A 20,900-nucleotide genomic window follows, 5' to 3' on the forward strand; every position below is an offset into this window, starting at 1 on the left:
ACAACGTTGTTTCGTGCGGTGGTGTGTTTTTTTTCGCCCATCAACTCTCGGGGTCGTCCCCGAACTCGCGGAGTTCCTGCGAGCAGCGGCAAGCTTGGGCGATCTTCGCAGCCCACACGATCGCGGCTTCGCGCGACGGGAGTTGCAGCACACAGAAGCCGCCGTCGAACTCCCTCGTCTGGGGATACGTCTCGTTTGTGGTCCTGCCGTCTGCCGCAACCATGAGGGGGGCGACACCCCCGTTGATTCCACCACCGAACACGTACACGCCGGCAGCCTTCGCCTCACGTATCACCTGGTGCGCCGCCTCGCCCACGGCGGCAAAGTCCTCGGCGGGGACGACCATCGCCCGCGCGGGAAACGAGATAAGGTATTTCGTCATCGCTTTGTCCTTCGGTGAAGTCGGCGCTTTCATCGGCCGCACTCGCATACTCCCGCCAACCTCCCCACCCCACCGTTCGTACAAACCCTAATACATACTTACCTGTATATACAATACTGTACCGGTCATTACTTGGTCTGAACGAAAGGAATGCTGTGAGCCAACCTACCCGATACCGCGATGTGACGATCCGCGCGCCGCGCGGCACGCAACTCAATGCCCGTAGCTGGCTGACTGAAGCGCCGCTGCGCATGCTCATGAACAATCTCGACCCGGACGTGGCCGAGAACCCGAATGCTCTCGTCGTCTACGGCGGCATCGGGCGTGCCGCCCGCAACTGGGAATGCTTCGACAGCATCGTCGCCACCCTCAAAACGCTCGGCGACGACGAAACGCTGCTGGTCCAGTCGGGCAAGCCGGTCGGCGTCTTCAAGACGCACGCCGACGCACCGCGCGTGCTCATCGCCAACTCCAACCTCGTGCCGCACTGGGCCACGTGGGAACACTTCAACGAACTCGACGCCAAAGGTCTCGCCATGTACGGCCAGATGACCGCCGGCTCGTGGATCTACATCGGTAGTCAAGGCATCGTACAAGGCACCTACGAAACGTTCGTGGAAGCCGGCCGCCAACACTACGGCGGCAAATTGGCCGGGCGCTGGGTACTCACCGCCGGCCTCGGTGGCATGGGCGGTGCACAACCGCTCGCCGCCACCCTCGCCGGTGCCTGCTCGCTGAACATCGAATGCCAGCAAACCAGCATCGACTTCCGCCTGCGCACACGCTACGTGGATGAACAGGCCACCGATCTCGACGACGCACTGGCCCGTATCGCCAAGTACACGGCAGCAGGCAAGGCCGTGTCCATCGCGCTGTGCGGCAACGCGGCCGAGATTCTGCCGGAGCTGGTGCGTCGCGGCGTACGCCCCGACATGGTCACCGACCAGACCAGCGCGCACGATCCGCTCAACGGCTATCTGCCCATCGGCTGGACCTGGGACGAATACCGCGAACGCGCCCGCAGCAAGCCCGCCGAAGTCGTGAAGGCCGCCAAGCAATCGATGGCCGTCCACGTCAAAGCAATGCTCGCGTTCAAGGCGATGGGCGTGCCGACGTTCGACTACGGCAACAACATCCGTCAGATGGCACTGGAAGAAGGCGTGGAGAAGGCGTTCGACTTCCCCGGTTTCGTGCCGGCGTACATTCGCCCGCTGTTCTGCCGTGGCGTCGGCCCGTTCCGTTGGGTCGCCCTGTCCGGTGACCCGGAAGATATCTACAAGACCGACGCGAAGGTCAAGGAACTGATTCCGGACGACGCGCACCTGCACCGCTGGCTCGATATGGCCCGCGAACGCATCAGCTTCCAAGGGCTGCCCGCCCGTATCTGCTGGGTCGGCCTCGGCCTGCGCGCCAAGCTCGGTCTGGCGTTCAACGAAATGGTGCGCTCGGGCGAGCTCTCCGCACCCATCGTGATCGGCCGCGACCATCTGGATTCCGGCTCGGTCGCCAGCCCCAACCGCGAGACGGAAGCGATGCGCGACGGCTCCGACGCCGTGTCGGACTGGCCGCTGCTCAACGCCCTGCTCAACACCGCCAGCGGCGCGACGTGGGTGTCGCTGCACCACGGCGGCGGGGTCGGCATGGGCTTCTCGCAACACTCGGGCGTGGTGATCGTTTGCGACGGCACGGACGCCGCCGCCGCACGCATCGCCCGCGTACTGAACAACGATCCGGCGACGGGCGTCATGCGCCACGCCGACGCCGGCTACGACATCGCTATCAACTGCGCCCGCGAAAACGGCCTGAACCTGCCGATGCTGAATACCTCGAAGTGAACCTCACCATGTCGAATCAAAACAACGCCTCCCTGAATTCCCTGTTCATCACGCCCGGCACGCTCACGCTCGCACAACTGCGCGCGGTCTTCGAGCAGCCGACTAAAGTCACGCTCGACGAGAAGGCCTACGCGGCCATCGATAAGAGCGTCGCCTGTGTAGAAGGCATCGTCGCCGAAGGCCGCACGGCCTACGGCATCAACACCGGCTTCGGGCTGCTGGCGCAAACGCGCATCGCCCACGAAGATCTGGAAAACCTGCAACGCTCGCTCGTGCTCTCGCACGCCGCCGGTGTGGGCGCCCCGATCGACGACGCGCTGGTGCGCCTGATCATGGTGCTCAAGATCAACAGTCTGGCCCGTGGCCTGTCCGGTATCCGCCGCAAGGTGATCGACGCGCTGGTCACGCTGGTCAACGCGGAGGTCTATCCGCGCATTCCGCTGAAAGGCTCGGTGGGGGCATCGGGCGATCTGGCACCGCTCGCGCATATGTCGCTGCTGTTGCTGGGCGAAGGTCATGCGCGCTATCGCGGTCAATGGCTCGACGCCCGCGAAGCACTGGCCGTCGCCGGGCTCGAACCGCTGACGCTGGCCGCCAAGGAAGGGCTGGCGCTGCTCAACGGCACGCAGGTCTCCACGGCTTATGCCCTGCGCGGTCTGTTCGAAGCGGAAGACATGTACGCCGCCGCCAGCGTGTGCGGTGCCCTGACGGTCGAAGCCATGCTCGGCTCGCGCGCCCCGTTCGACCCGCGTATTCACGCGGCACGTGGCCAGCGCGGCCAGATCGATGCGGCAGCGACGTATCGCCATCTGCTGGGCGAAACCAGCGAAATCGGCCAGTCGCACGCCAACTGCGAGAAGGTGCAAGACCCCTACTCGCTGCGCTGCCAGCCCCAAGTCATGGGCGCCTGCCTGACGCAGATTCGCCAAGCCGCCGACGTGCTGGGCGTGGAAGCCAACGCGGTGTCGGATAATCCGCTGGTGTTCTGGGAACAGGGCGATGTCATCTCCGGCGGCAACTTCCACGCCGAACCGGTGGCCATGGCCGCCGACAATCTGGCGTTGGCACTGGCTGAGATTGGTGCCTTGAGCGAACGGCGCATTTCGCTGATGATGGACCAACATATGTCCCAGTTGCCGGCTTTTCTGGTCGCCAACGGCGGAGTCAACTCGGGTTTCATGATCGCGCAGGTCACCGCCGCCGCACTCGCATCGGAAAACAAGGCCTTGGCACATCCGGCCAGCGTTGATAGTCTCCCGACCTCGGCAAATCAGGAAGATCACGTTTCGATGGCCCCCAACGCCGGTAAGCGGCTTTGGGAGATGGCCGATAACGTCAAGGGCATCATCGCGATCGAATGGCTCAGCGCCTGTCAGGGTCTGGACTTCCGCGAAGGGGTGAAGACGACACCGGTGCTCGAACGTGCCCGCGCCCTGTTGCGCAGCGCCGTCCCGTTCTACGATAAGGACCGCTATTTCGCACCGGACATCGAAGGGGCAAGCGAGCTGATCGCGCAGCGCCACCTCACAGCCCTCGTGCCTTCCGGCACCCTGCCGAGCGCTTGATTCGCGTTTGATTCGCGCCCTGCCGGTGCGAAACGAACAGCGATTCGCGCACCGGCAACCCGCCTGATCGCGGGCTAATCGTTATGCCGCCTGCCCCTTGGGCGGGCCGGTTCATTGCGCAAATTACGCATATTCAGGAGACAGCTTGAAAAACCTGCAACGCAATCTGAGCGCGCGGCACATCCGCTTTCTGGCGCTCGGGTCGGCCATCGGCACCGGCCTGTTCTACGGCTCGGCCTCCGCCATTCAACTGGCCGGTCCGGCCGTCATCCTCGCCTACATCATCGGTGGCGCCGCCGTCTATATGGTCATGCGCGCACTCGGCGAAATGGTCGTGCGCCAACCGGTATCCGGCTCGTTCGGCCGCTATGCCCGCGACAACCTCGGCCCCCTCGCCGGCTTTCTCACCGGATGGACCTACATCCTCGAGATGGTCATCGTGTGCCTGGCCGACGTGACGGCGTTCGGCATCTACATGGGCTTCTGGTTTCCCGACGTGCCGCAATGGATCTGGGTGCTTGGCATCGTGATGGTCATCTGCGGCCTGAACCTGTGCAACGTGAAGGTGTACGGCGAAATGGAATTCTGGCTGGCGTTGGTGAAGATTCTCGCCATCGTGGCCATGATCATCGGCGGTGCCGTGATCCTGTTCACCGGCGTGCATATCCACAGCGAACATGCCCCGGCAGTGAGCAACCTCTGGTCGCATGGCGGCTTCCTGCCGAACGGCTGGGGTGGCCTGATGGCGTCGCTGGCGGTTGTGATGTTTGCTTATGGCGGCATTGAAATCATCGGCATCACCGGCGGCGAAGCGAAGAACCCCGAAAAGGTGATTCCGCGTGCCATCAACGCCGTGCCGCTGCGCATTCTGCTGTTCTACGTGCTGACGATGTGCGTGCTGATGGCCATCTTCCCGTGGACCGGCATCGGCAATCAGGGCAGCCCGTTCGTGCAGATCTTCTCGGGTCTCGGCATCAAGTCGGCCGCAGCGATCCTCAACGTGATCGTGATTTCCGCAGCGATCTCGGCCATCAACAGCAATATCTTCGGCGCGGGCCGCATGATGTTCGGCATGGCGGAGCACGGTCAGGCGCCGGCGGCATTCAGCGCAACGTCGCGCCACGGCGTGCCTTGGGTGACGGTGCTGGTGATGACCGGTGCGTTGCTTGGCGGTGTGGTGCTGAACTACCTGATTCCGGAAGGCGTGTTCCTGATCATCGCGTCGATCGCCACGTTCGCGACGGTGTGGGTCTGGCTGATGATTCTGCTCTCGCAGGTCGCCATGCGCCGTCGCCTGTCGGCTGACGAAGTCGCAGCGCTCAAGTTCAAGGTGCCCCTGTGGCCGGTCGGCCCGGCGCTCGCCATCGCGTTCATGCTGTTTGTGATCGGCGTGCTGGGCTATATGGAAGACACGCGGGTGGCGTTGTATGTCGGCGCAGGTTGGATCGCGCTGATGTCGGCGGCCTACTGCTTCGGCGTCAAACCCAAGGCGTCGCGTGAAGCCCGCGACGACACCAGCCAAACGAGCCTCTCATGAAACGTATCCACTGGAAGCACTGCCATGTCGCCACGATGCGCGACGGCCGCTACCACGCGATCGAAGATGCCGTGATCGTCACGCATGGCAAGCAAATCGAATGGGTCGGCCCGCGCAGCGAGCGCTCCGCCACCGCAGCTGACGAATGCGTCGATCTGCAAGGCGCGTGGGTCACGCCGGGGTTGATCGACTGCCATACGCATCTGGTATTCGGCGGCAACCGCAGTCTCGAGTTCGAACAACGCCTGCAAGGCGTGAGCTACGCCGAAATCTCGGCGGCGGGCGGCGGCATCAAGTACACCGTGCGGCACACACGTGACGCCACCGAGGATGCGCTGTTCGAGTCGGCGCGCAAGCGGCTTCTCACGCTGATGCGCGACGGCGTAACGACGGTCGAGATCAAATCCGGCTACGGACTCGATCTGAACAGCGAGCGCAAGATGCTGCGCGTGGCGAGACGCCTTGGCGAAGCGCTGCCGGTCACCGTCAAGACGACGTGTCTGGCCGCGCACGCTGTGCCGTCGGAGTTTGCCGGTAAGGCGGACGAGTATGTGAACTACGTCTGCGCCGAGATTCTGCCGACGCTCGCCGAAGAGCGGCTGGTCGATGCGGTCGATGCGTTCTGCGAGACGATTGCCTTCTCGCCTGCACAGGTCATGCGCGTGCTGCTGCGTGCGCAGAAGTTAAAGCTGCCCGTGAAGCTGCACGCGGAGCAACTCTCGCCCTTGGGCGGCGCCAGCCTTGCGGCGGAGCTGGGCGCGTTGTCGGCCGATCATCTGGAATACATGACCCCGGAAGATGCGGCGGCGATGGGCCGGGCCGGCACGGTGGCCGTGCTGCTGCCGGGCGCGTTCCATATGCTTCAGGAATCGCGCCGTCCGCCGGTGCATCTGCTGCGCCAGCACGGCGTCGATATCGCCGTGGCCTCGGACCTGAATCCGGGCACGTCACCTGCCCTGTCGCTGCGCCTGATGATGAATATGGCCTGCACGTTGTTCGGCCTGACGCCTGAAGAGGCGCTGGCAGGCGTGACGCGCAACGCCGCCAAGGCGCTCGGGATGCTCGATACCCACGGCACGATCGAAGCGGGCAAAACCGCCGACTTCGTTGCATGGGAGATTGAGCGGCCCGCCGAACTGGCCTACTGGCTCGGCGGCGAACTGCCCTGCCGGACGGTCCGCCAAGGCCAATGGCGCGACTTGCCGTCGGCGTGACATCCCCAAAACATCGACAAGACATCCGCATCAGCACTTTCCATCCTTCGCCCATGCCGACTTCAACTTCGAAAATACCGGCGCAAACGGCCGCGCCCAACGTCTGGCAAGGCCGTAGCGACGCCAACGAGCGCGGTGACACGAGGCGGCTCTTCAACGTCGTGCAAGTGATCGACGGCCCGGCGCAAGCCGCGATCTCCGGCGCGCCCGTGCTGCTCGGCTTCGCTTGCGATGCCGGTGTCAAACGCAATCAAGGGCGAGTGGGTGCCGTGGATGGCCCGCAGGCCATCCGCCGTGCGCTCGCCAACCTGCCTGCCCATGAGATCGAACGGTTCTACGACGCGGGCGACGTGAGTTGCGAAGGCGATGCTCTCGAAGCCGCCCAACAAGCCCTCGCCGCCGCTGTTCGTCAGCAACTCGACGCTGCCGCGCATCCGGTGGTGCTCGGCGGCGGTCATGAGATCGCATGGGCCACGTGGCAAGGGTTGCGCGCACATCTGGATGCTCGCGGCGACCGTGGCCGCGTGCTGATTCTCAACCTCGACGCCCACTTCGACTTGCGAACCGCCCGCCCCGGCACATCGGGCACGCCATTCGATCAGATTGCACAAGCCACCGAACACGCCGGTTTGCCGTTCGACTATGCCTGCCTCGGTGTCAGCCGGTTGAGCAATACGGCATCGCTGTTCGAGCGTGCTCGCGAACTGGGTGTGACGTTCGTCGAAGATACCGACATGCAAGACCGGCATCTCGACGCGCGTCTCGCGCAGATCGACGCACTGATCGCCGATGTGGACCACGTCTATCTCACCATCGATTTGGACGTGTTGCCCGCGCCGGTCATGCCCGGGGTCTCTGCACCGGCAGCCTATGGCGTGCCGATCACCGTCGTCGAGGCGATTGCCACGCACGTGCGCCGTTCGGGCAAACTCCGCGTGGCCGATCTCGCGGAATACAACCCGCACTTCGATCCCCAAGGGTCAGGGGCCCGTGTCGCGGCCCGGCTCGCCTACCGTCTGCTTTGATCGGCAGATGTGAGCTGACTCGGCGAGTCTTACTTCGAGCAGGACAGGTCCCCTTCCTGACAGTGAAGCTGACCGTCGAGTCGCTTGGTCTGTGCCTGCGTCAGTTCGTCGGCACACGAGGCGTACATCGCTGCGTGAATGCTGCCGCCATCGGTGCCCATGGTCTCGAAGGCGCATTGGGCATCGCGCCATGCGAGCCATGCACGCTGCGCGCTCAGAAGCTTGCTCTTGCCCGAGGGGCCTACCTTCTTCACCAGCGCGTTGTACGTCTCGTTGAGCTTCTTGTCGGACGCGGCGAGCGACTTGCCCGCGCAAGCGTTCATGGTGGTCTGGTCCTGCGGGTTCTCGCAGGGATCGGCAGCCCATGCAGCGGCGCTCGTCAGGCTGGTCAACATCAGCGCCGCCGCGCCGCTCATCCAAATCTTTTTCATGGGTTCTCCGTACTTGTCAGTGGGCCACGCTCGAATAGCGAAGTTTACAGCCTCGCGGGCTGCGGCCCGTCAAGCCGATAGCCCGAGGCATACACGGCGCGCAGTGCCACCGGACCGCCTCCCGAGAGCCCGAGCTTGCGGCGTATTTGATTGATATAGCGAGTCAGTGCGCCCGGCTCGCGGGCCTGTGCGGCCTCGCCCCAGATCTTCTCGGAGATACGCGGACGGCTCAGTACCGACCCCGGATGCGAGAAGAACAGCCACGCGGTCGCGAACTCGCGGGTAGTGAGGTGGATAGGACAACCTTCGCGTGTGCAACGGCAATTCAGCTTATCCAGCCGGTAACCGCCATATTCGATGACGGTCGCCTCCAGCTCCGACGTGCGCCGCCGCGCCACGCAGCGATACGCCCGCGCCTGCAACTCGTCGAGGGACAGCGCACCCGCCACGATGTCGTCGCCGCCACAAGCCAGCGCATCGCGCATGGCCGCAGCACTCAGATAGTGGCCGGTGACGAGAATGGGCAAATCGTGGCGCGCATGACAGGTGCGCCACGTCGCGAGAAACGCGATGGCCTCGGCGTCGGTATCGGCATCGATGACCACCAGATCGGCATTGGCGCGCACCGAGAGATAGCGAATCAGCTCGACGCGATTATCGAAATCGATGACCCGGCAATTGCCGGTTCCTTGTTCAAGTGCAGAGAAGACGGCGCGAAGCGCTTTACTGCGGGACAAAAGCACGATGACCATGCCGGGGCCTTTCGAGAGAAACAGCGGCGAGTCTGCCTCAGGCCCTCGGACACGCTGCAAATCTCAACAGCGCGTCATATTACGTCCTCTTACACGCACCATTGGGGTGCCGCCTAACACCGAAAACCCGTGCGAATCCCCGACGTCGATGAGGCTCACCCGTTGATCGTCTCCGACGGCGATTCGTCGAACTGCTTGCGGTAACTCTTGACCAGCGCCGAGCGGCTCGTCACGCCCCAACGATTCGCCGTGCCCAATACCGATCCCATGACACGGGCGTCGTCCATCAACTCGTTCCGGATGCCTTCGAGACGGAGCTTACGAATAAGCGCCCCCGGCGACATGCCCAGCGAGCGCTTGAACACCATTTGCAACGCACGCTCGGTCACGTTGACCTGCGCCGCCACTTCGCGCGTGGTGAGTTCGCTGTGCGCAATGTGCTCGATGATGTAGCGATAAGCCTTGCGATATTTGGCCGGCAAGCGGGTAGCGATATCGTCGCCACGCGCCATCTGTGCGGCATCTGCCTGCGGATCGAGACTGCGCGTGGGAGCGATTTGCGAACGCAGGCAGAACAGTGCCTGCAACGAATAGCTGGTGTACAGCGATATTCCCTGATGGATCTGGCCGCGTTGAAAAGCCAGCTTGGCGCTCACGTACAGCCATTCGAGATCGGAGTGACGCGCCGCGTGATGCACGTCGCGGGCGCCAATAGCATCGAAAAGCCGCAGCGCGAGGTCGCCCTGCCCGCCGGCCAATGCGGCGAGCACGGCGTTCAGCCGCAAATTCATCAGCACCTGCGGGCTGCCGCACGAACGCAATCCGTCGAGCAGGTCGCTCAATGCGCCTGCGTTGGCCCGTCCGCCATCCGACAGTTCGCCCAGATAACGCATATAGGCGCGATATCGGCGCACCAGCACGCCGTCGGTCGCCGAGGCCGCTTCCGTCGCTTCCGTCGCTTCCGTCGCTTCGCCCGCAGCGGTGCGATTGCCAAGCACGTCGAGTCCGTCGGTGGCTTCGCATTGATGTGCGGCGCCGGGCGCCTGCTCTGCGCTTAGCCACGCCGATTGCCAGAAGACATGATCGGACAATGCCGATGAGCGGCGAATACGCGAATGCAGCGTGATATCCGAAAGCAATAACGAAACGATGCTTTGCCAGATCGGATGAAGCTCATTAAGAAGCGTATTAGGAAACTCATTAACCGACCGGTCGGCTTGCAATAGCACTTGCATGGCGGCATGCGGCCGTCCCAGCCGGTGATCGACGATCGCCAGCCCCACACGCGCTTCAATTTCCTGCGCGGCATCGCTCGCGCGATCGCGAATGATGCTGATGAAACAGTTGCGCGCCACCGCAAACCGGTCGCGCAGCAGCGCCTGCCAACCCGCATTGCGCGCCGACATCAGGCGCAGTGCATCGCCGCCGGCACGGCAGCCTCGCTGCGCTCTCGCGTAGCTCTGCTCGGCTTCTTCCTCGAGCTCCCGCAATACCTGCACGTCGGCCAGCGCGCCGAGATTGGCGCCTTGCACGTCTTGCCAGTGCTTTTCGTTTTGGTCGGCAGCGCCGCAAATGGCCGCATAGGCGCGCGGCCAGTCGCCGGCAAGCAAGGCGTCGGCGCAGCGTGGCATCGCGTTATTTGCGTTACGCATACGCGCACTGGCGATCAATGCGAAGTAGATCCGTGCGTTCATGAGGTTCGCTTTTCGGGGGGAGTGGCAGGTAACTCAAGGTAGAACGCCATGCCCTGCTGAATTCTCAACAACCTGATGCGAAATCCTCACTTTTCATGTCGCGAGTTCAGGTGTTTACGTAGGGAGCGCTGCAAGACAGCACGGTGACTCGAAGCATGTAAGAACGTATTTAAGACGGGTAATTGGAGATTCCGGTGAAGTTTGCAATTCTGACGAGAGACGTCGCGCTTTACGAAGCCATTCGCACCAGCCTGAACACGGACGGGTCCTGTCAGCACTTCGACGACGCGGCACAGTACGCGATTGCCGCGACGCGTATCGGTTACTCGGCGGTCCTCATCGATGCCGCGCTCGGCCCGTATGAAATGCAGGGCGTGCTGGCCCGCCGCCGGGGTGCACGGGGCGACGGCGCGCCGGTCATCAGCTTCGGCACGCCGGCGTGGATGCTCGACTTCGCGTTCCGCTCCGGCTGTGACGACGTCGTGATGTATCCGGTCGATGTGGGCGAGCTTCACGTGCGGCTGGCGCTTGCCATGCAGCGCCGCGTGACGGCGACCGCTGCGCGCAGCAACGAGATTCTGGAAGTGGGCGCCTATGTCGTCGATCGTGGCCGCGACACCGTCGCGATTCACGGACGCGATGTGCCGCTGACCGCGCGTGAGTTCGCGGTGGCATGGCTGATCTTCAGCCAGCCGGAAATGCGCATCAGCCGTCAGCAAATTGCCGAAGCGATCTGGGGGAGCGACGAAAAGGTGGCTGCCCGTAGCATCGAACAGCATGTCTACAAGCTGCGCAACCGGCTGGGTCTGCGGGGCGATCACGGCCTGACGCTGCGCACGGTCTATGGCGGGGGCTACACGCTGGAGCGTCAGGGCAATCGCCATACCTCGCATGTGTCGCGCCCACCGGGTGCCATCGGCACATCGCCATAATCATGTTGCCGACCGGATGAATCCTCGGACTGCGATCGTGTCGGGCGTCCTTCACTACACATGGTCGTCGCGGCGTTGCTGACCGAGGGCGTCAGCAGCAGCGATGACAACGAGGAAGAGGATGGCTCGTCGGCCAAGAAGCGCGCACCGGCGAACGACAACAATACGGCACAGGCTGTAGCAGCGGCGGCAAACGTGCCCGCCGACCACCACACCAGCGGGCGCGAACGGTGAGCGACGAAATGGGCCGCACCCGGCATGGCACCGGCCGCCAGCTCACCGCCGAACATCCGAGGCGCGCGCGTGCGCACAAAACTGGCGTCATTCGCGCTGGACGCTTTGCGCAGCAACCCGTGCGTGGTGCGTCCGCGTGTCAGCGCCAGCACGCTCGCCTTGAGTCCCGGCGGTACGGGCGGCGCCATGAGATTGTCGAACGCCTCGCGGTAAGGCAACGCCGAGGCCCGCAACGCGGCCACGCGCGCGCCCATGTCGTGCGAGCGGGCAATCGCGGCTTCGACCTGTAGACGTGCGTCGTCGGACAAGGCCCCTTCCACATAGGAAAGAAGAATCTGGTCGTTGATCACCATTACTTGGATGTCTCTGCCAACACGGGCCGCAAGCGGCGCGGCGCAATGCCGAACTGCGCACCAATGGCCTGACGTGCCGCCGACAGGCGGCCGGTCACCGTCGCGACGGGCACATCGAGAATCTGGGCCGCTTCGCGATAACTGAACCCTTCCACGGCCACGAGCAGCAGTGCAATCCGCTGGGTCTGCGGCAAGCGCTCCACCGCGTCGACAATCTGCTGATGGCTGGCGTGTTCGTCAGGCAGCCCCGACACACCATCGGCCACGTTCTCCAGCATCTCGTCGTCCCACGCCACCCCGCTGCGGCTACGCACGTTCCGGGCACGTAATTCGTTGACCCACAGCGAGTGAACGATTGAATACAGCCAATTCAGTGGCGCGCTGTCAGGGCGCAAGTGGGCGTCGGCCCGCTCGAGCGCCCGCACGCAGGCGCGCTGGACGAGGTCTTCCGCATCATGCCGGTCGCCCGTCAGACGCAAAGCGAACGTCCAGAGCTTAGGCAGCATCGGGGGTAAAAGGCTCGCGAAACTCGTATCGCGTTCGAAGTCCAGCATTGTCATCACCAAGCGCTCGTGCCGCATGCACGCGACCGATTATTCCTGTGCGCGCGTAAAGGAAACAATAAGATTCCCTCAACAGCCGCCCTCGCCAGATTCACCTGACGTTCCCGCCCCCGTTTGCGAACGCGTTCGTTCCGCACACCGACACCCTCCGCTCTGCCCCTAAGCGATTTCCCCTACCCGGATTCTCACGGCCTAATACAAAGTATTAGTTTTACTTAATTCGTTTTTGTTTTTAGGGCCTGAATCCCTACAATCCACAGAAATTCTTATATCGATGCATCGCTGCGCACCGGAAAACGCCTTTTCGCGCCCCGGCACGCACCGCCCGACCGGAGACAGGTTGATGAAAAAGCGTGCAGACCTCGACGTCAGATCGTTGCGGATCTTTGAAGCCGTGGCGTCGGCCGGCAGCCTCTCGGGCGCCGCCGACACGCTGGGCGTCACGCAATCGGCCATCTCGCAGGCCATCGCCCAGATCGAACAAACCGTAGGTACGCGAGTGCTCGACCGGTCGCGCCGTCCGCTCAAGCTCACGCCGGCCGGTCTGGCGCTCTCGCGTCATGCCCGCCAGATCGTCGACGACATGGACCGCCTCATCGCGCAGGTGCAAGACGCCGATGTCGCCAGCCGTGCTGCCGTGCGCGTGGGCATGATCGACTCGTTTGCCGCGACCGTCGGCCCTTCGATCGTGCGGCAGATGTCGGGCAGCACCAGCGAACTGCTGCTCTGGTCCGGGCTGGCCAACGGACACGCGCAAGCGTTGCTTGCCCGCCAGCTCGACCTGATCGTCACCAGCGATCCCATGCACGACATGGAGCGGCTGGTACGCCGCCCGATCTTCACCGAGCCGTTCATCGTCGTGGTGCCGAAAGCGCGCGAAGCCGAGCTTGCGCAAGCCGATTTGAGCGAACTGATTCGCACCCTGCCGCTGATCCGGTTCTCGGGACGCTCGCACTTTGGTGCAGTCATCGAGCGCCATCTGCGCCGCACGGGTCATTCGCCGCGCATGCATCTGGAGATCGACACGTCCGACGTCGTCATGTCGATGGTGGCCGCCGATCTGGGCTTCACCATCGCCACGCCGCTGTGTCTGTTGCAGGGACGCGCGTCGCTCTCGCAAGTGGCCGCACTGCCGCTGCCCGGTCCGGCCCTGTCGCGCACGATTTATCAGGTCTCGCGCGAAGGCGAAGTCTCGGAGATGGCCTCGCAGTGCTTTCTTGCCGGGCGCCTCGCACTGGCGCAAGAGGCATTCCCCGAGTTGCAACGCCTCATGCCATGGCTGGGCGAGCGGCTCGCCTTGTGCTGATTTGCACTGACGTTCCCGCCTGACCAACCCCTCGCCCGATCACCGCCTACTGCCATTACTGCCATTACTGCAACACCCGCGCGCATCGTTCACCGCGAAATAACACATATCCAACAGGAGACACGCATGAACCCGTCACGACGCAAGTTTCTTCACACCAGCGCCGCCATGTCAGCCGTTGCCGCCACCGCTGGCCTGACCGTGCCCGGCATCGGCCGCGCGGCCGACGCCGCCACCGTCCAGTACGGCGGCTCGGCATGGCTCGGTCACTACCCCGCCTATCTCGCGATGAAGTCGGGTGCGTTGACCGCTGCCGGCATCGATCAGCAATGGCAGTCGTTCGGTACGTCGTCGGCGCGCATGAGCGCGGTGCTCTCCGGTGGCATCGACATTGCCTGCACGGGCATCGTCTCGGCACTGGCGCTGATGGCGCGCGGCTCGAAGCACTTCTCGATCGTGGCCGTGCCGGAAAGCTTCGGCCGTGTTGAAGGTCTGTTTGTGCGTGAGGGCGTGAATTCGCTGCAAGACCTCAAGGGCAAGAAGCTGGGCGTGACCTTCGCATCGAGCGCGCATCTGCTGGTGCTCGATCTGCTGGGCAACGCCGGGTTGTCGAACGACGTGACGGTGCTGAACGTGCCTGCCCCGGAAATTCCCGGCGCCATCCAATCGGGCCAGATCGATGCCGCCGCCGCGTGGACGCCGCAGTTCAACCGTATTCGCGCCATGTCGGGCATGAAGCTGCTTGCGGACGACACGCAGTTCTCGCTTTACAAGCGCTACAACGTCACGCCCGGACCTGACGTGCTGATCGTGCGCAATGCGTGGGCCGAGAAGAATGGCGACGTGGTGCGCAAGTACCTCAAGGTCTACTTCGACGCCTGCCAGACGCTGCGCGACAAACCGGACGAGGCCGCCCGTTCGCTGATCGGTTTGACCGGCATGTCGGCACTCGACCAGATCGAAACGATCAAGGGTGCGGAGTGGTACACCCTCGCGCAGCAAACGCAGTTGCTCAAGTCGCCGGGCAGCTATGTCGACGGGCTTCAGCGTCTCGCGGAAATGCTCGTGACCTACAAGCAGATCGACAAGGCGCCGGCCGTGCGCCAGTGGATCAACACGTCGTATCTGTAAGCCCTGCGGCTGTGCCGTCGCGCCGGTGTTCGTGAGTAGTGAGTTCGCGGGACCGGCGCAAGTTCGAGGAGTCTGATTGTGAATCATCGTCAACCGTCCCGCGCCACGTTGCTCGGCGTGGGGTTTGCGTCCATCGTGGTGTTCCTGCTGGTCTGGGAAATCGCCTGCCGCACCGGGGCCATCGATCCCCTGTTCCTGCCGCCCCCGTCCGCCGTCGGCGAACGCATCATGGCCATGCTCAGCGACGGCACGCTCGTCGCGAACGTGCTCGCTTCCACGCGTCGCGTGATGACCGGTTTTATCGCCGCCACCGTCGTCGCCATTCCGCTGGGCATCATTCTCGGCACGTCGACGTACGCACGCGCCGCGTTCGATCCGATCCTGTCGTTCCTGCGCCCGCTGCCGTCGATGAGCTGGATTCCGCTCTCGCTGCTGTGGTTCGGCATCTCGGAGACGCAGAAGTACAGCATCGTGTTCATGGGCACGTTTGCCCCGGCGCTGGTCTACGTGATCGAAGCGACGCGCAACGTCGACCCGCTGCTGATCCGTGCGGCCCGCAACTTGGGCGCCGGCAACTGGCAAGTCATGCGTGAAGTGATTCTGCCGGCGAGCCTGCCGCAGATTCTCTCGGGCATGAAGATCATTCTCGGCCTGTCGTGGACGTGCGTGATCTCCGCCGAACTCGTCGCCGCGCGCGAAGGGCTGGGCTTTCTCATCATGAACGGCAAGGAGTTCTTCCAGACGGAAGTCGTCGTGCTCGGCATGGTGATGATCAGTGTCACCGTGCTGGTGACGGACGTGGTGTTTCGCGCCATCGAGCGCAAAGTGTTGAGGTGGCAGGCATGAACGATCGCATCGATTCGAAGGTTTCCCCGGCGCAGGCGTCGCCCGCCATCGATCAGGGGCAGACGATGATCGCCATCGAAGGTATCTCTAAGCGCTACGGCGACTTTCAGGCGCTGGAGCGTGTGGACATGAACATCGCACGCGGCGAGTTCGTGGTGCTGCTCGGCGCTTCAGGCTGCGGCAAGTCGACGCTGCTCAACCTGATCACCGGTTTCGACGAACCGACCACCGGGCGCATCGTGGTCGCCGGGCGCGAGGTCAAGGGCATCGACCCGCACTGCGGCATGGTCTTTCAGCAATACGCCTTGTTCCCGTGGCTCAGCGTGCTCGACAACGTGGCGTTCGGCCTGAAGATGAAGGGCATCGACAAGGCCACGCGCTATGCCACCGCGCGTCGCTATATCGAAATGGTCGGCCTCACCGGTTTTGAAGATCGCTACCCCAAGGCGTTGTCTGGTGGCATGCGCCAGCGCGTCTCGATTGCCCGCGTGCTCGCCAACGACCCCGACGTGATTCTGCTCGACGAGCCGTTTGCCGCGCTCGACGCGATGACGCGTCAGGTGTTGCAGGAAGAGCTGTTGCAGATCTATCAGAAGAGCGGCAAGACCATTGTGTTCATCACGCACTCGATCGACGAAGCGCTGATGCTCTCGACGCGCATGGTCATCATGAGTGCGCGCCCCGGGCGCGTGGCCTGCGACTTGCCCAATGACCTGCCGATGCCGCGCAACGCGCAGGTACAGCTTTCGCCCCGTTACAACGAACTCAAATCACAAATCTGGAACACCGTGCAAACGGAGGTCATGCGCAGTCTGGAGAGTCGCGCCGCTTAAGCGGCCTGCCCTCACCGGCCTATTTGGTCTAACCAGTCAGTCTGGCCTGCCGCGAGAATCCCCATGCATGCCCGCATACGTATAGTCATGTCTAATCAAGTCAACGCCTCCCGATCCGCTCGCAGCAGCTTTCCCGCCTATCAGGCGGGTGCTGGCTGGAATGCGCTGCTACCCGCCCGCGTCCCGCGCACGCAACCGCCCGTCGAGCGCAGTTTTGACGTCATCGTCATCGGCGCCGGGTTCACCGGTCTGGCTGCCGCCCGGCGCGTGGCCGAACTGCGGCCCGAGGCCAGCGTGCTGGTCATCGACGCCACCACGGCCGGCAACGGGTCGTCGGGACGCAACTCGGGCTTTCTCATCAACCTGCCGCACAACACCGGCATGGGCGGCCATGGCAGCCCGGTGCAGGTGGCGCGCAAGCAGATCCGTCTGTACGACATCGGGCTGAAGTGGTTGCACGAGCTGATCACCACGCACGGCATCGATTGCGGCTGGAACCCGGTCGGCAAATATCACGCGGCAGCGACGCCCGACGGCGAGCAGCGTCTGCGCGACACGTTGGCGCAGTATCGCGAGTGGGGCGTGTCGTTTCGCGAACTCTCGCGCGACGCGCTGCACAGCGAGATCGGCACCGATTATTACGGCTACGGCTATCACTCCGAGAACAATGTGTTCGTGCAGCCTGCGGCGCTGGTGCGAGGGCTGGCCGACACCCTGCCCGCAAATGTGCGTCTGTGGGAGAACGAGCCGGTGGTGGCGCTCGACGGCAACGGGCCGTTCACAGTCACGACCGCCACGGCCCAGTTGAGCGCGGGACAGGTGATCGTGGCCAACAACGGCTTTGCGCGAAAGCTGGGCTTGGCGCGCGACCGGGTCTTCACCATCTACACCTACGCCGCGATGACCCCGGCGCTGGCGGCGGACGAGTTGGCGAAGCTGGGTCCGGCGCAGGAATGGGGCGTAATTCCGGCCAATCGTCTGGGCACGACCTTGCGCAAGACGCTCGGTGGCCGCTTCGTTGTGCGCAGCGCCTATTCGTACGAGAAAGAACGCCCGATGAGCGATGTGACGGCCATGCTGACCGACTCGTACCGTCGGCGCTATCCGCAGATGGCTTCACACAAGTTCGAACATGTGTGGGGCGGCGTGACGGCCCTTACCCGCAACGGTGCGCTGTACTTCGGCGAAGTGCGCAAGGGCTTGTACACGTCGCTGGGTTGCAATGGCGCGGGCGTGCTCAAGGGCAGCATGTTCGGCAAGCTGCTGGGTGAGATGGCATGCGGACACCAATCGCCGGAGCTTGCCGACGCGTTGGGGTTCGAGCGCCCCTCGTGGCTGCCGCCCGAGCCGATCCGGCGCGTGGCGATTGTCTCGGCGATCCAGTATCAGAAGCATCGCGCCGGGCTGGAGCGGTAATCGGCTGATCGGTCACAGCGACATCAGGAATCGCAGCAATTCGGCGCGTGCCTGCGGCGACATGCTGCGATACCGCTCTCGCGCGACCTGCCCTTCACCGCCGTGCCACATGATGGCTTCCTGCACCGTGCGGGCGCGGCCATCGTGCAAATAGGTCGCATCGGGATTCACCAGCGCCGCCAATCCCAACCCCCACAACGGCGGCGTGCGCCAATCACGCGGTCCGGCAAGAAAGTCCGGACGCCCATCTGCCAGCCCCTGCCCCATGTCGTGCAACAACAGGTCGGTGTAAGGCGCGATCTCGCGATTGGCCATGGCAGCCAACGGCGGGAACGCCCCCGTGCGCAAGCTGGGCGTGTGGCATGCCGCACATCCGTTCTGCGCGAAGAGCCGCTCGCCGCGCTTGACCTGCACATCATCGATATCGCGACGCGGCGGCACTTCCAATGTGCGCTGGAAGTATTCGATGGCGTCGAGTTGCGTGGCGGTCAGATCGGGCTGGCCGTCGGTCGGAGCCGCACGGCACGCCGTCTGAACTGCCGGACATGTCTTCTCGGGAAACAGCAGTGAGGTGATGCCCAGATCGCCGACGAAGGCACTTGCGATCTGTTGGCGTATCGACGGTTGATTGGCCTTCCAGCCGAAACGCCCGACGACCTGACGCTTGGCGGCCACGTCCCACACGCGATTGACGCGCCCACGCACGCCATCCGGCAAACGCCGGGCGGCCAATGCGTGCAACGTCACATCGTCGATGGCTTCAAGCCAGCCGAGTCCATAGACTGGAGAACCCACCCGCGCCGATGTCATCGTGCCGTGCCCGAGCGGCCCGAACGCCAGATCGCTGAACACGAGTTGCGGCACGCGCAGGCGCACCGTTTCTCCTCCGGCCAGCCGCTCGATGCGCTCTGTGTAGTGCACGCGCACCTGCCCTTCCGCCGGTACGCCGGGAATGGCCTTGTCACTCAACTGCTCGCCGTAATTCGGATGCTCACGTGGCGCGCCCGTCGGCGTGCTGCCCGGCACGCTCAATCGCACGAGCAGGCCGCGCGGCGCTTCGTCCGAGCCGAGCGGTGCGTTGCCGCGTCCGAACTTCACGTGACACGCGATGCACGAGATCTGGTTGTAGACGGGGCCGAGTCCGGCAATGCGACGGTCCGCCGACGGATACACCACCCAACTCTGCCGGAACAGCGAGCGCCCTTCGGCAAATTGCGCGAGCGATGCGTCGTCGTCCACGACGGACGCCATCGGCATGCCGAAGGCTTCGCGTGTCACGGGTGCGGCCGTGGGCGCTGTGATGGGCGTGGTAACGGATTGCGACACGGCATCGAGCGGCATCAGACTGGCCGCAACGCTCGCCACAATTGCCGCCAGACGCCCTCGCCGCCGACGTTGCCCTGCCTGCACTACTTGCCTGAACATACTGCCCCGTCGGCCAGCCATTCACGCACTTGTGCCGTGCGGGCGTTCAACGTCTGCGACCAAGTGGCCTCCAGCGCACTGGCCTTCGTCTGTGCCGCCGGGTCTTGGCGTCTGCGGTCGAACGTCGCTCGCAGCGCCGGATCGGCGGCCGTGTTGGCATCGATCGGCGGCTGCGTCAGCAACGTGCGCGCCTTCTCGAGACAGACGGCATCGACGCTCGCCACCGGCTTGGCGGTACCGTTGCCTTCTGTGCCGGCGAGTTGATGCCAGCGGGTCCAGAGTTCGGTCAGTTCCGCCTTGCGACGCGTGAGGAATACGTCGAACAACGCGTTGTCGAGTGAATAGCGCGCGAGACCCAGCGTCTCCTCATACGTCACGCCCGCTGTCGCCGCGTTGGCGGCAAACGGGTCGTACGTGCCCTTCGGTGCGTCGCGATACACGCTAGGGCGCACCGGGAGCTTGCGCACGTCCGGCGCGAACAAGAGCCGTTGCCCCGCGTCTGACAGCACGAAGCTGACAAACGTGCGCGCCGCGCCGAGATGCGGCGTATCTCGCAGAATGCCGATGTGCGCTGGCGAATAACCCGTGCCCGGCGGGTACACGAAGGTCAGCGGCGCGCCATTCGCAATGGCGGAGCTGGCGAAGAAATCGATGGTGACCGCTACCGAAATCGGTGCGCGCATGCCATGCGACAAGCTGGCAAACGCACCGCCCGTCTCGGCGAAAACGAAGTTCGCTCCGGCCTCGGAGAGCAATGCCCAGCCCTTGTCCCAACCTTCGGCTTGCAGCACCACATCGAGCAACGTGGGCGCGAAACCCACACGGCTCGGCACCGGGAACATGATGTGTCCGCGATAACGTGGCAGCGTGAGGTCCTGCCACGTTTTAGGTGCGGGCAGGCCCTGACGAGCGAGCGCCGCCGGGTCGAGCATGAAGCCGAACCCGGCAATTTCCGACGCAACGAATCGCCCGTCCGGATCGGAGATGCGGAACTTGCCGACGTGAGACGGCAAGCCCGTGAGATCGACGTCGAGCTTGCGCAGGGAACCTTCCTGCCCGAGATCGGCGAAGTTGCGCACGGCGGGCGACCAATAGACATCGACCCCGCCCTGCTTCGGGCCTTGCAGGTAGTCGTAGGCATCGCGATGCTGACGCCACAGAATTTGCAGCGCGATCTCCGGATGCTGCTTCTCGAACGCACGCTCGAAGGTCGCGACCACCTCCTCCGGATAGCTCGTGAGAACCGTCAGGGTTTCGCGTTGTGTTGCACTCGCGGCCTTCGGCGGCGCGACCGTTGGCGGGGCATCGGCCGCATGGGCCGTCGCCACGACGCCGGTCGTTGTCGAGAGTGTTGAAAATGCCGTGATCGCCGCGAATGCTGCCAATGCGAGCGTTCGAATCGTCTTGCCTGCCACTGCCTGCATAC

Annotated in this window: 19 protein-coding genes; 11 read left to right on the forward strand and 8 right to left on the reverse strand. The window is 64.0% G+C overall.

The window, feature by feature from the left end:
* Window positions 1-40: 40 nt before the first annotated feature.
* The gene (locus tag PIN31009_RS13105) at window positions 41-382 is read right to left on the reverse strand and encodes a YciI family protein (protein ID WP_174996155.1); all 342 of its coding nucleotides are present in this window, start codon (window positions 380-382) and stop codon (window positions 41-43) included.
* A 155-nt stretch (window positions 383-537) separates the two neighbouring features.
* Here PIN31009_RS13105 and hutU point away from each other — a divergent pair, with 155 nt between their 5' ends.
* From hutU to hutG, 5 genes are all read left to right on the forward strand, one after another.
* Window positions 538-2,217: a urocanate hydratase gene (hutU, locus tag PIN31009_RS13110; RefSeq protein WP_087687683.1), complete on the forward strand. Its 1,680-nt coding sequence runs from the start codon at window positions 538-540 to the stop codon at window positions 2,215-2,217.
* Between the two features lie 8 nt (window positions 2,218-2,225).
* Window positions 2,226-3,782 carry a histidine ammonia-lyase gene (gene hutH / locus PIN31009_RS13115; protein ID WP_150790544.1) on the forward strand — a complete coding sequence of 519 codons (1,557 nt, stop codon included), beginning with the start codon at window positions 2,226-2,228 and terminating at the stop codon, window positions 3,780-3,782.
* Window positions 3,783-3,927: 145 nt separating this feature from the next.
* Complete coding sequence (locus PIN31009_RS13120) at window positions 3,928-5,319, forward strand: amino acid permease (protein ID WP_150790545.1); 1,392 nt, start codon at window positions 3,928-3,930, stop codon at window positions 5,317-5,319.
* Window positions 5,316-6,533: an imidazolonepropionase gene (hutI, locus tag PIN31009_RS13125; protein WP_150685265.1), complete on the forward strand. Its 1,218-nt coding sequence runs from the start codon at window positions 5,316-5,318 to the stop codon at window positions 6,531-6,533. The genes PIN31009_RS13120 and hutI overlap by 4 nt, the downstream gene beginning before the upstream one ends.
* 53 nt (window positions 6,534-6,586) lie before the next feature.
* Window positions 6,587-7,558 (forward strand): formimidoylglutamase, encoded by a 972-nt coding sequence (gene hutG / locus PIN31009_RS13130; protein ID WP_150790546.1) that lies wholly within the window; start codon window positions 6,587-6,589, stop codon window positions 7,556-7,558.
* 29 nt (window positions 7,559-7,587) lie between these two features.
* On the opposite strand, the gene PIN31009_RS13135 is transcribed toward hutG, so the two are convergent.
* From PIN31009_RS13135 to PIN31009_RS13145, 3 genes are all read right to left on the reverse strand, one after another.
* Window positions 7,588-7,989 (reverse strand): lysozyme inhibitor LprI family protein, encoded by a 402-nt coding sequence (locus PIN31009_RS13135; RefSeq protein ID WP_246185652.1) that lies wholly within the window; start codon window positions 7,987-7,989, stop codon window positions 7,588-7,590.
* A gap of 44 nt (window positions 7,990-8,033) precedes the next feature.
* Window positions 8,034-8,741, reverse strand: coding sequence for a response regulator transcription factor (locus tag PIN31009_RS13140; RefSeq protein ID WP_150685262.1), 708 nt, complete (start codon window positions 8,739-8,741; stop codon window positions 8,034-8,036).
* A 155-nt stretch (window positions 8,742-8,896) separates the two neighbouring features.
* Window positions 8,897-10,435, reverse strand: coding sequence for a helix-turn-helix transcriptional regulator (locus tag PIN31009_RS13145; protein WP_150790547.1), 1,539 nt, complete (start codon window positions 10,433-10,435; stop codon window positions 8,897-8,899).
* A 194-nt stretch (window positions 10,436-10,629) separates the two neighbouring features.
* Between PIN31009_RS13145 and PIN31009_RS13150 the strand changes: the two genes are divergently transcribed.
* Window positions 10,630-11,367 carry a response regulator transcription factor gene (locus PIN31009_RS13150; protein ID WP_150685260.1) on the forward strand — a complete coding sequence of 246 codons (738 nt, stop codon included), beginning with the start codon at window positions 10,630-10,632 and terminating at the stop codon, window positions 11,365-11,367.
* On the opposite strand, the gene PIN31009_RS13155 is transcribed toward PIN31009_RS13150, so the two are convergent.
* Window positions 11,304-11,954 carry an anti-sigma factor family protein gene (locus PIN31009_RS13155; RefSeq protein ID WP_150790548.1) on the reverse strand — a complete coding sequence of 217 codons (651 nt, stop codon included), beginning with the start codon at window positions 11,952-11,954 and terminating at the stop codon, window positions 11,304-11,306. The genes PIN31009_RS13150 and PIN31009_RS13155 overlap by 64 nt on opposite strands.
* Window positions 11,954-12,514 carry an RNA polymerase sigma factor gene (locus tag PIN31009_RS13160; RefSeq protein WP_246185653.1) on the reverse strand — a complete coding sequence of 187 codons (561 nt, stop codon included), beginning with the start codon at window positions 12,512-12,514 and terminating at the stop codon, window positions 11,954-11,956. Before PIN31009_RS13160 ends, PIN31009_RS13155 begins: the two co-directional genes overlap by 1 nt.
* 346 nt (window positions 12,515-12,860) lie before the next feature.
* Between PIN31009_RS13160 and PIN31009_RS13165 the strand changes: the two genes are divergently transcribed.
* The 5 genes from PIN31009_RS13165 to PIN31009_RS13185 all read left to right on the forward strand — a co-directional run bounded on the left by PIN31009_RS13165 (window position 12,861) and on the right by PIN31009_RS13185 (window position 18,049).
* On the forward strand, window positions 12,861-13,823 hold the full coding sequence (locus PIN31009_RS13165) for a LysR family transcriptional regulator (RefSeq protein ID WP_087687691.1): 963 nt from the start codon (window positions 12,861-12,863) through the stop codon (window positions 13,821-13,823).
* Window positions 13,824-13,949: 126 nt separating this feature from the next.
* On the forward strand, window positions 13,950-14,954 hold the full coding sequence (locus PIN31009_RS13170; protein ID WP_087687692.1) for an ABC transporter substrate-binding protein: 1,005 nt from the start codon (window positions 13,950-13,952) through the stop codon (window positions 14,952-14,954).
* Between the two features lie 78 nt (window positions 14,955-15,032).
* Window positions 15,033-15,800 (forward strand): ABC transporter permease, encoded by a 768-nt coding sequence (locus PIN31009_RS13175; RefSeq protein WP_174996153.1) that lies wholly within the window; start codon window positions 15,033-15,035, stop codon window positions 15,798-15,800.
* Window positions 15,801-15,865: 65 nt separating this feature from the next.
* Complete coding sequence (locus PIN31009_RS13180) at window positions 15,866-16,633, forward strand: ABC transporter ATP-binding protein (protein WP_058380264.1); 768 nt, start codon at window positions 15,866-15,868, stop codon at window positions 16,631-16,633.
* Window positions 16,634-16,720: 87 nt separating this feature from the next.
* Entirely contained in the window at window positions 16,721-18,049 is a 1,329-nt protein-coding gene (locus tag PIN31009_RS13185; RefSeq protein ID WP_150790549.1) for an NAD(P)/FAD-dependent oxidoreductase, read from the forward strand.
* 12 nt (window positions 18,050-18,061) lie between these two features.
* Here PIN31009_RS13185 and PIN31009_RS13190 read toward each other — a convergent pair whose 3' ends face one another.
* Together PIN31009_RS13190 and PIN31009_RS13195 are read right to left on the reverse strand one after the other, a co-directional pair.
* On the reverse strand, window positions 18,062-19,474 hold the full coding sequence (locus tag PIN31009_RS13190) for a di-heme oxidoreductase family protein (protein ID WP_150790550.1): 1,413 nt from the start codon (window positions 19,472-19,474) through the stop codon (window positions 18,062-18,064).
* A complete protein-coding gene (locus PIN31009_RS13195) occupies window positions 19,459-20,898 on the reverse strand; it encodes an ABC transporter substrate-binding protein (RefSeq protein ID WP_174997149.1) in 1,440 nt (479 codons plus the stop codon). Before PIN31009_RS13195 ends, PIN31009_RS13190 begins: the two co-directional genes overlap by 16 nt.
* Window positions 20,899-20,900: the final 2 nt, after the last annotated feature.

The organism is Pandoraea iniqua, from assembly GCF_902459685.1.
Lineage (GTDB): Bacteria > Pseudomonadota > Gammaproteobacteria > Burkholderiales > Burkholderiaceae > Pandoraea > Pandoraea iniqua.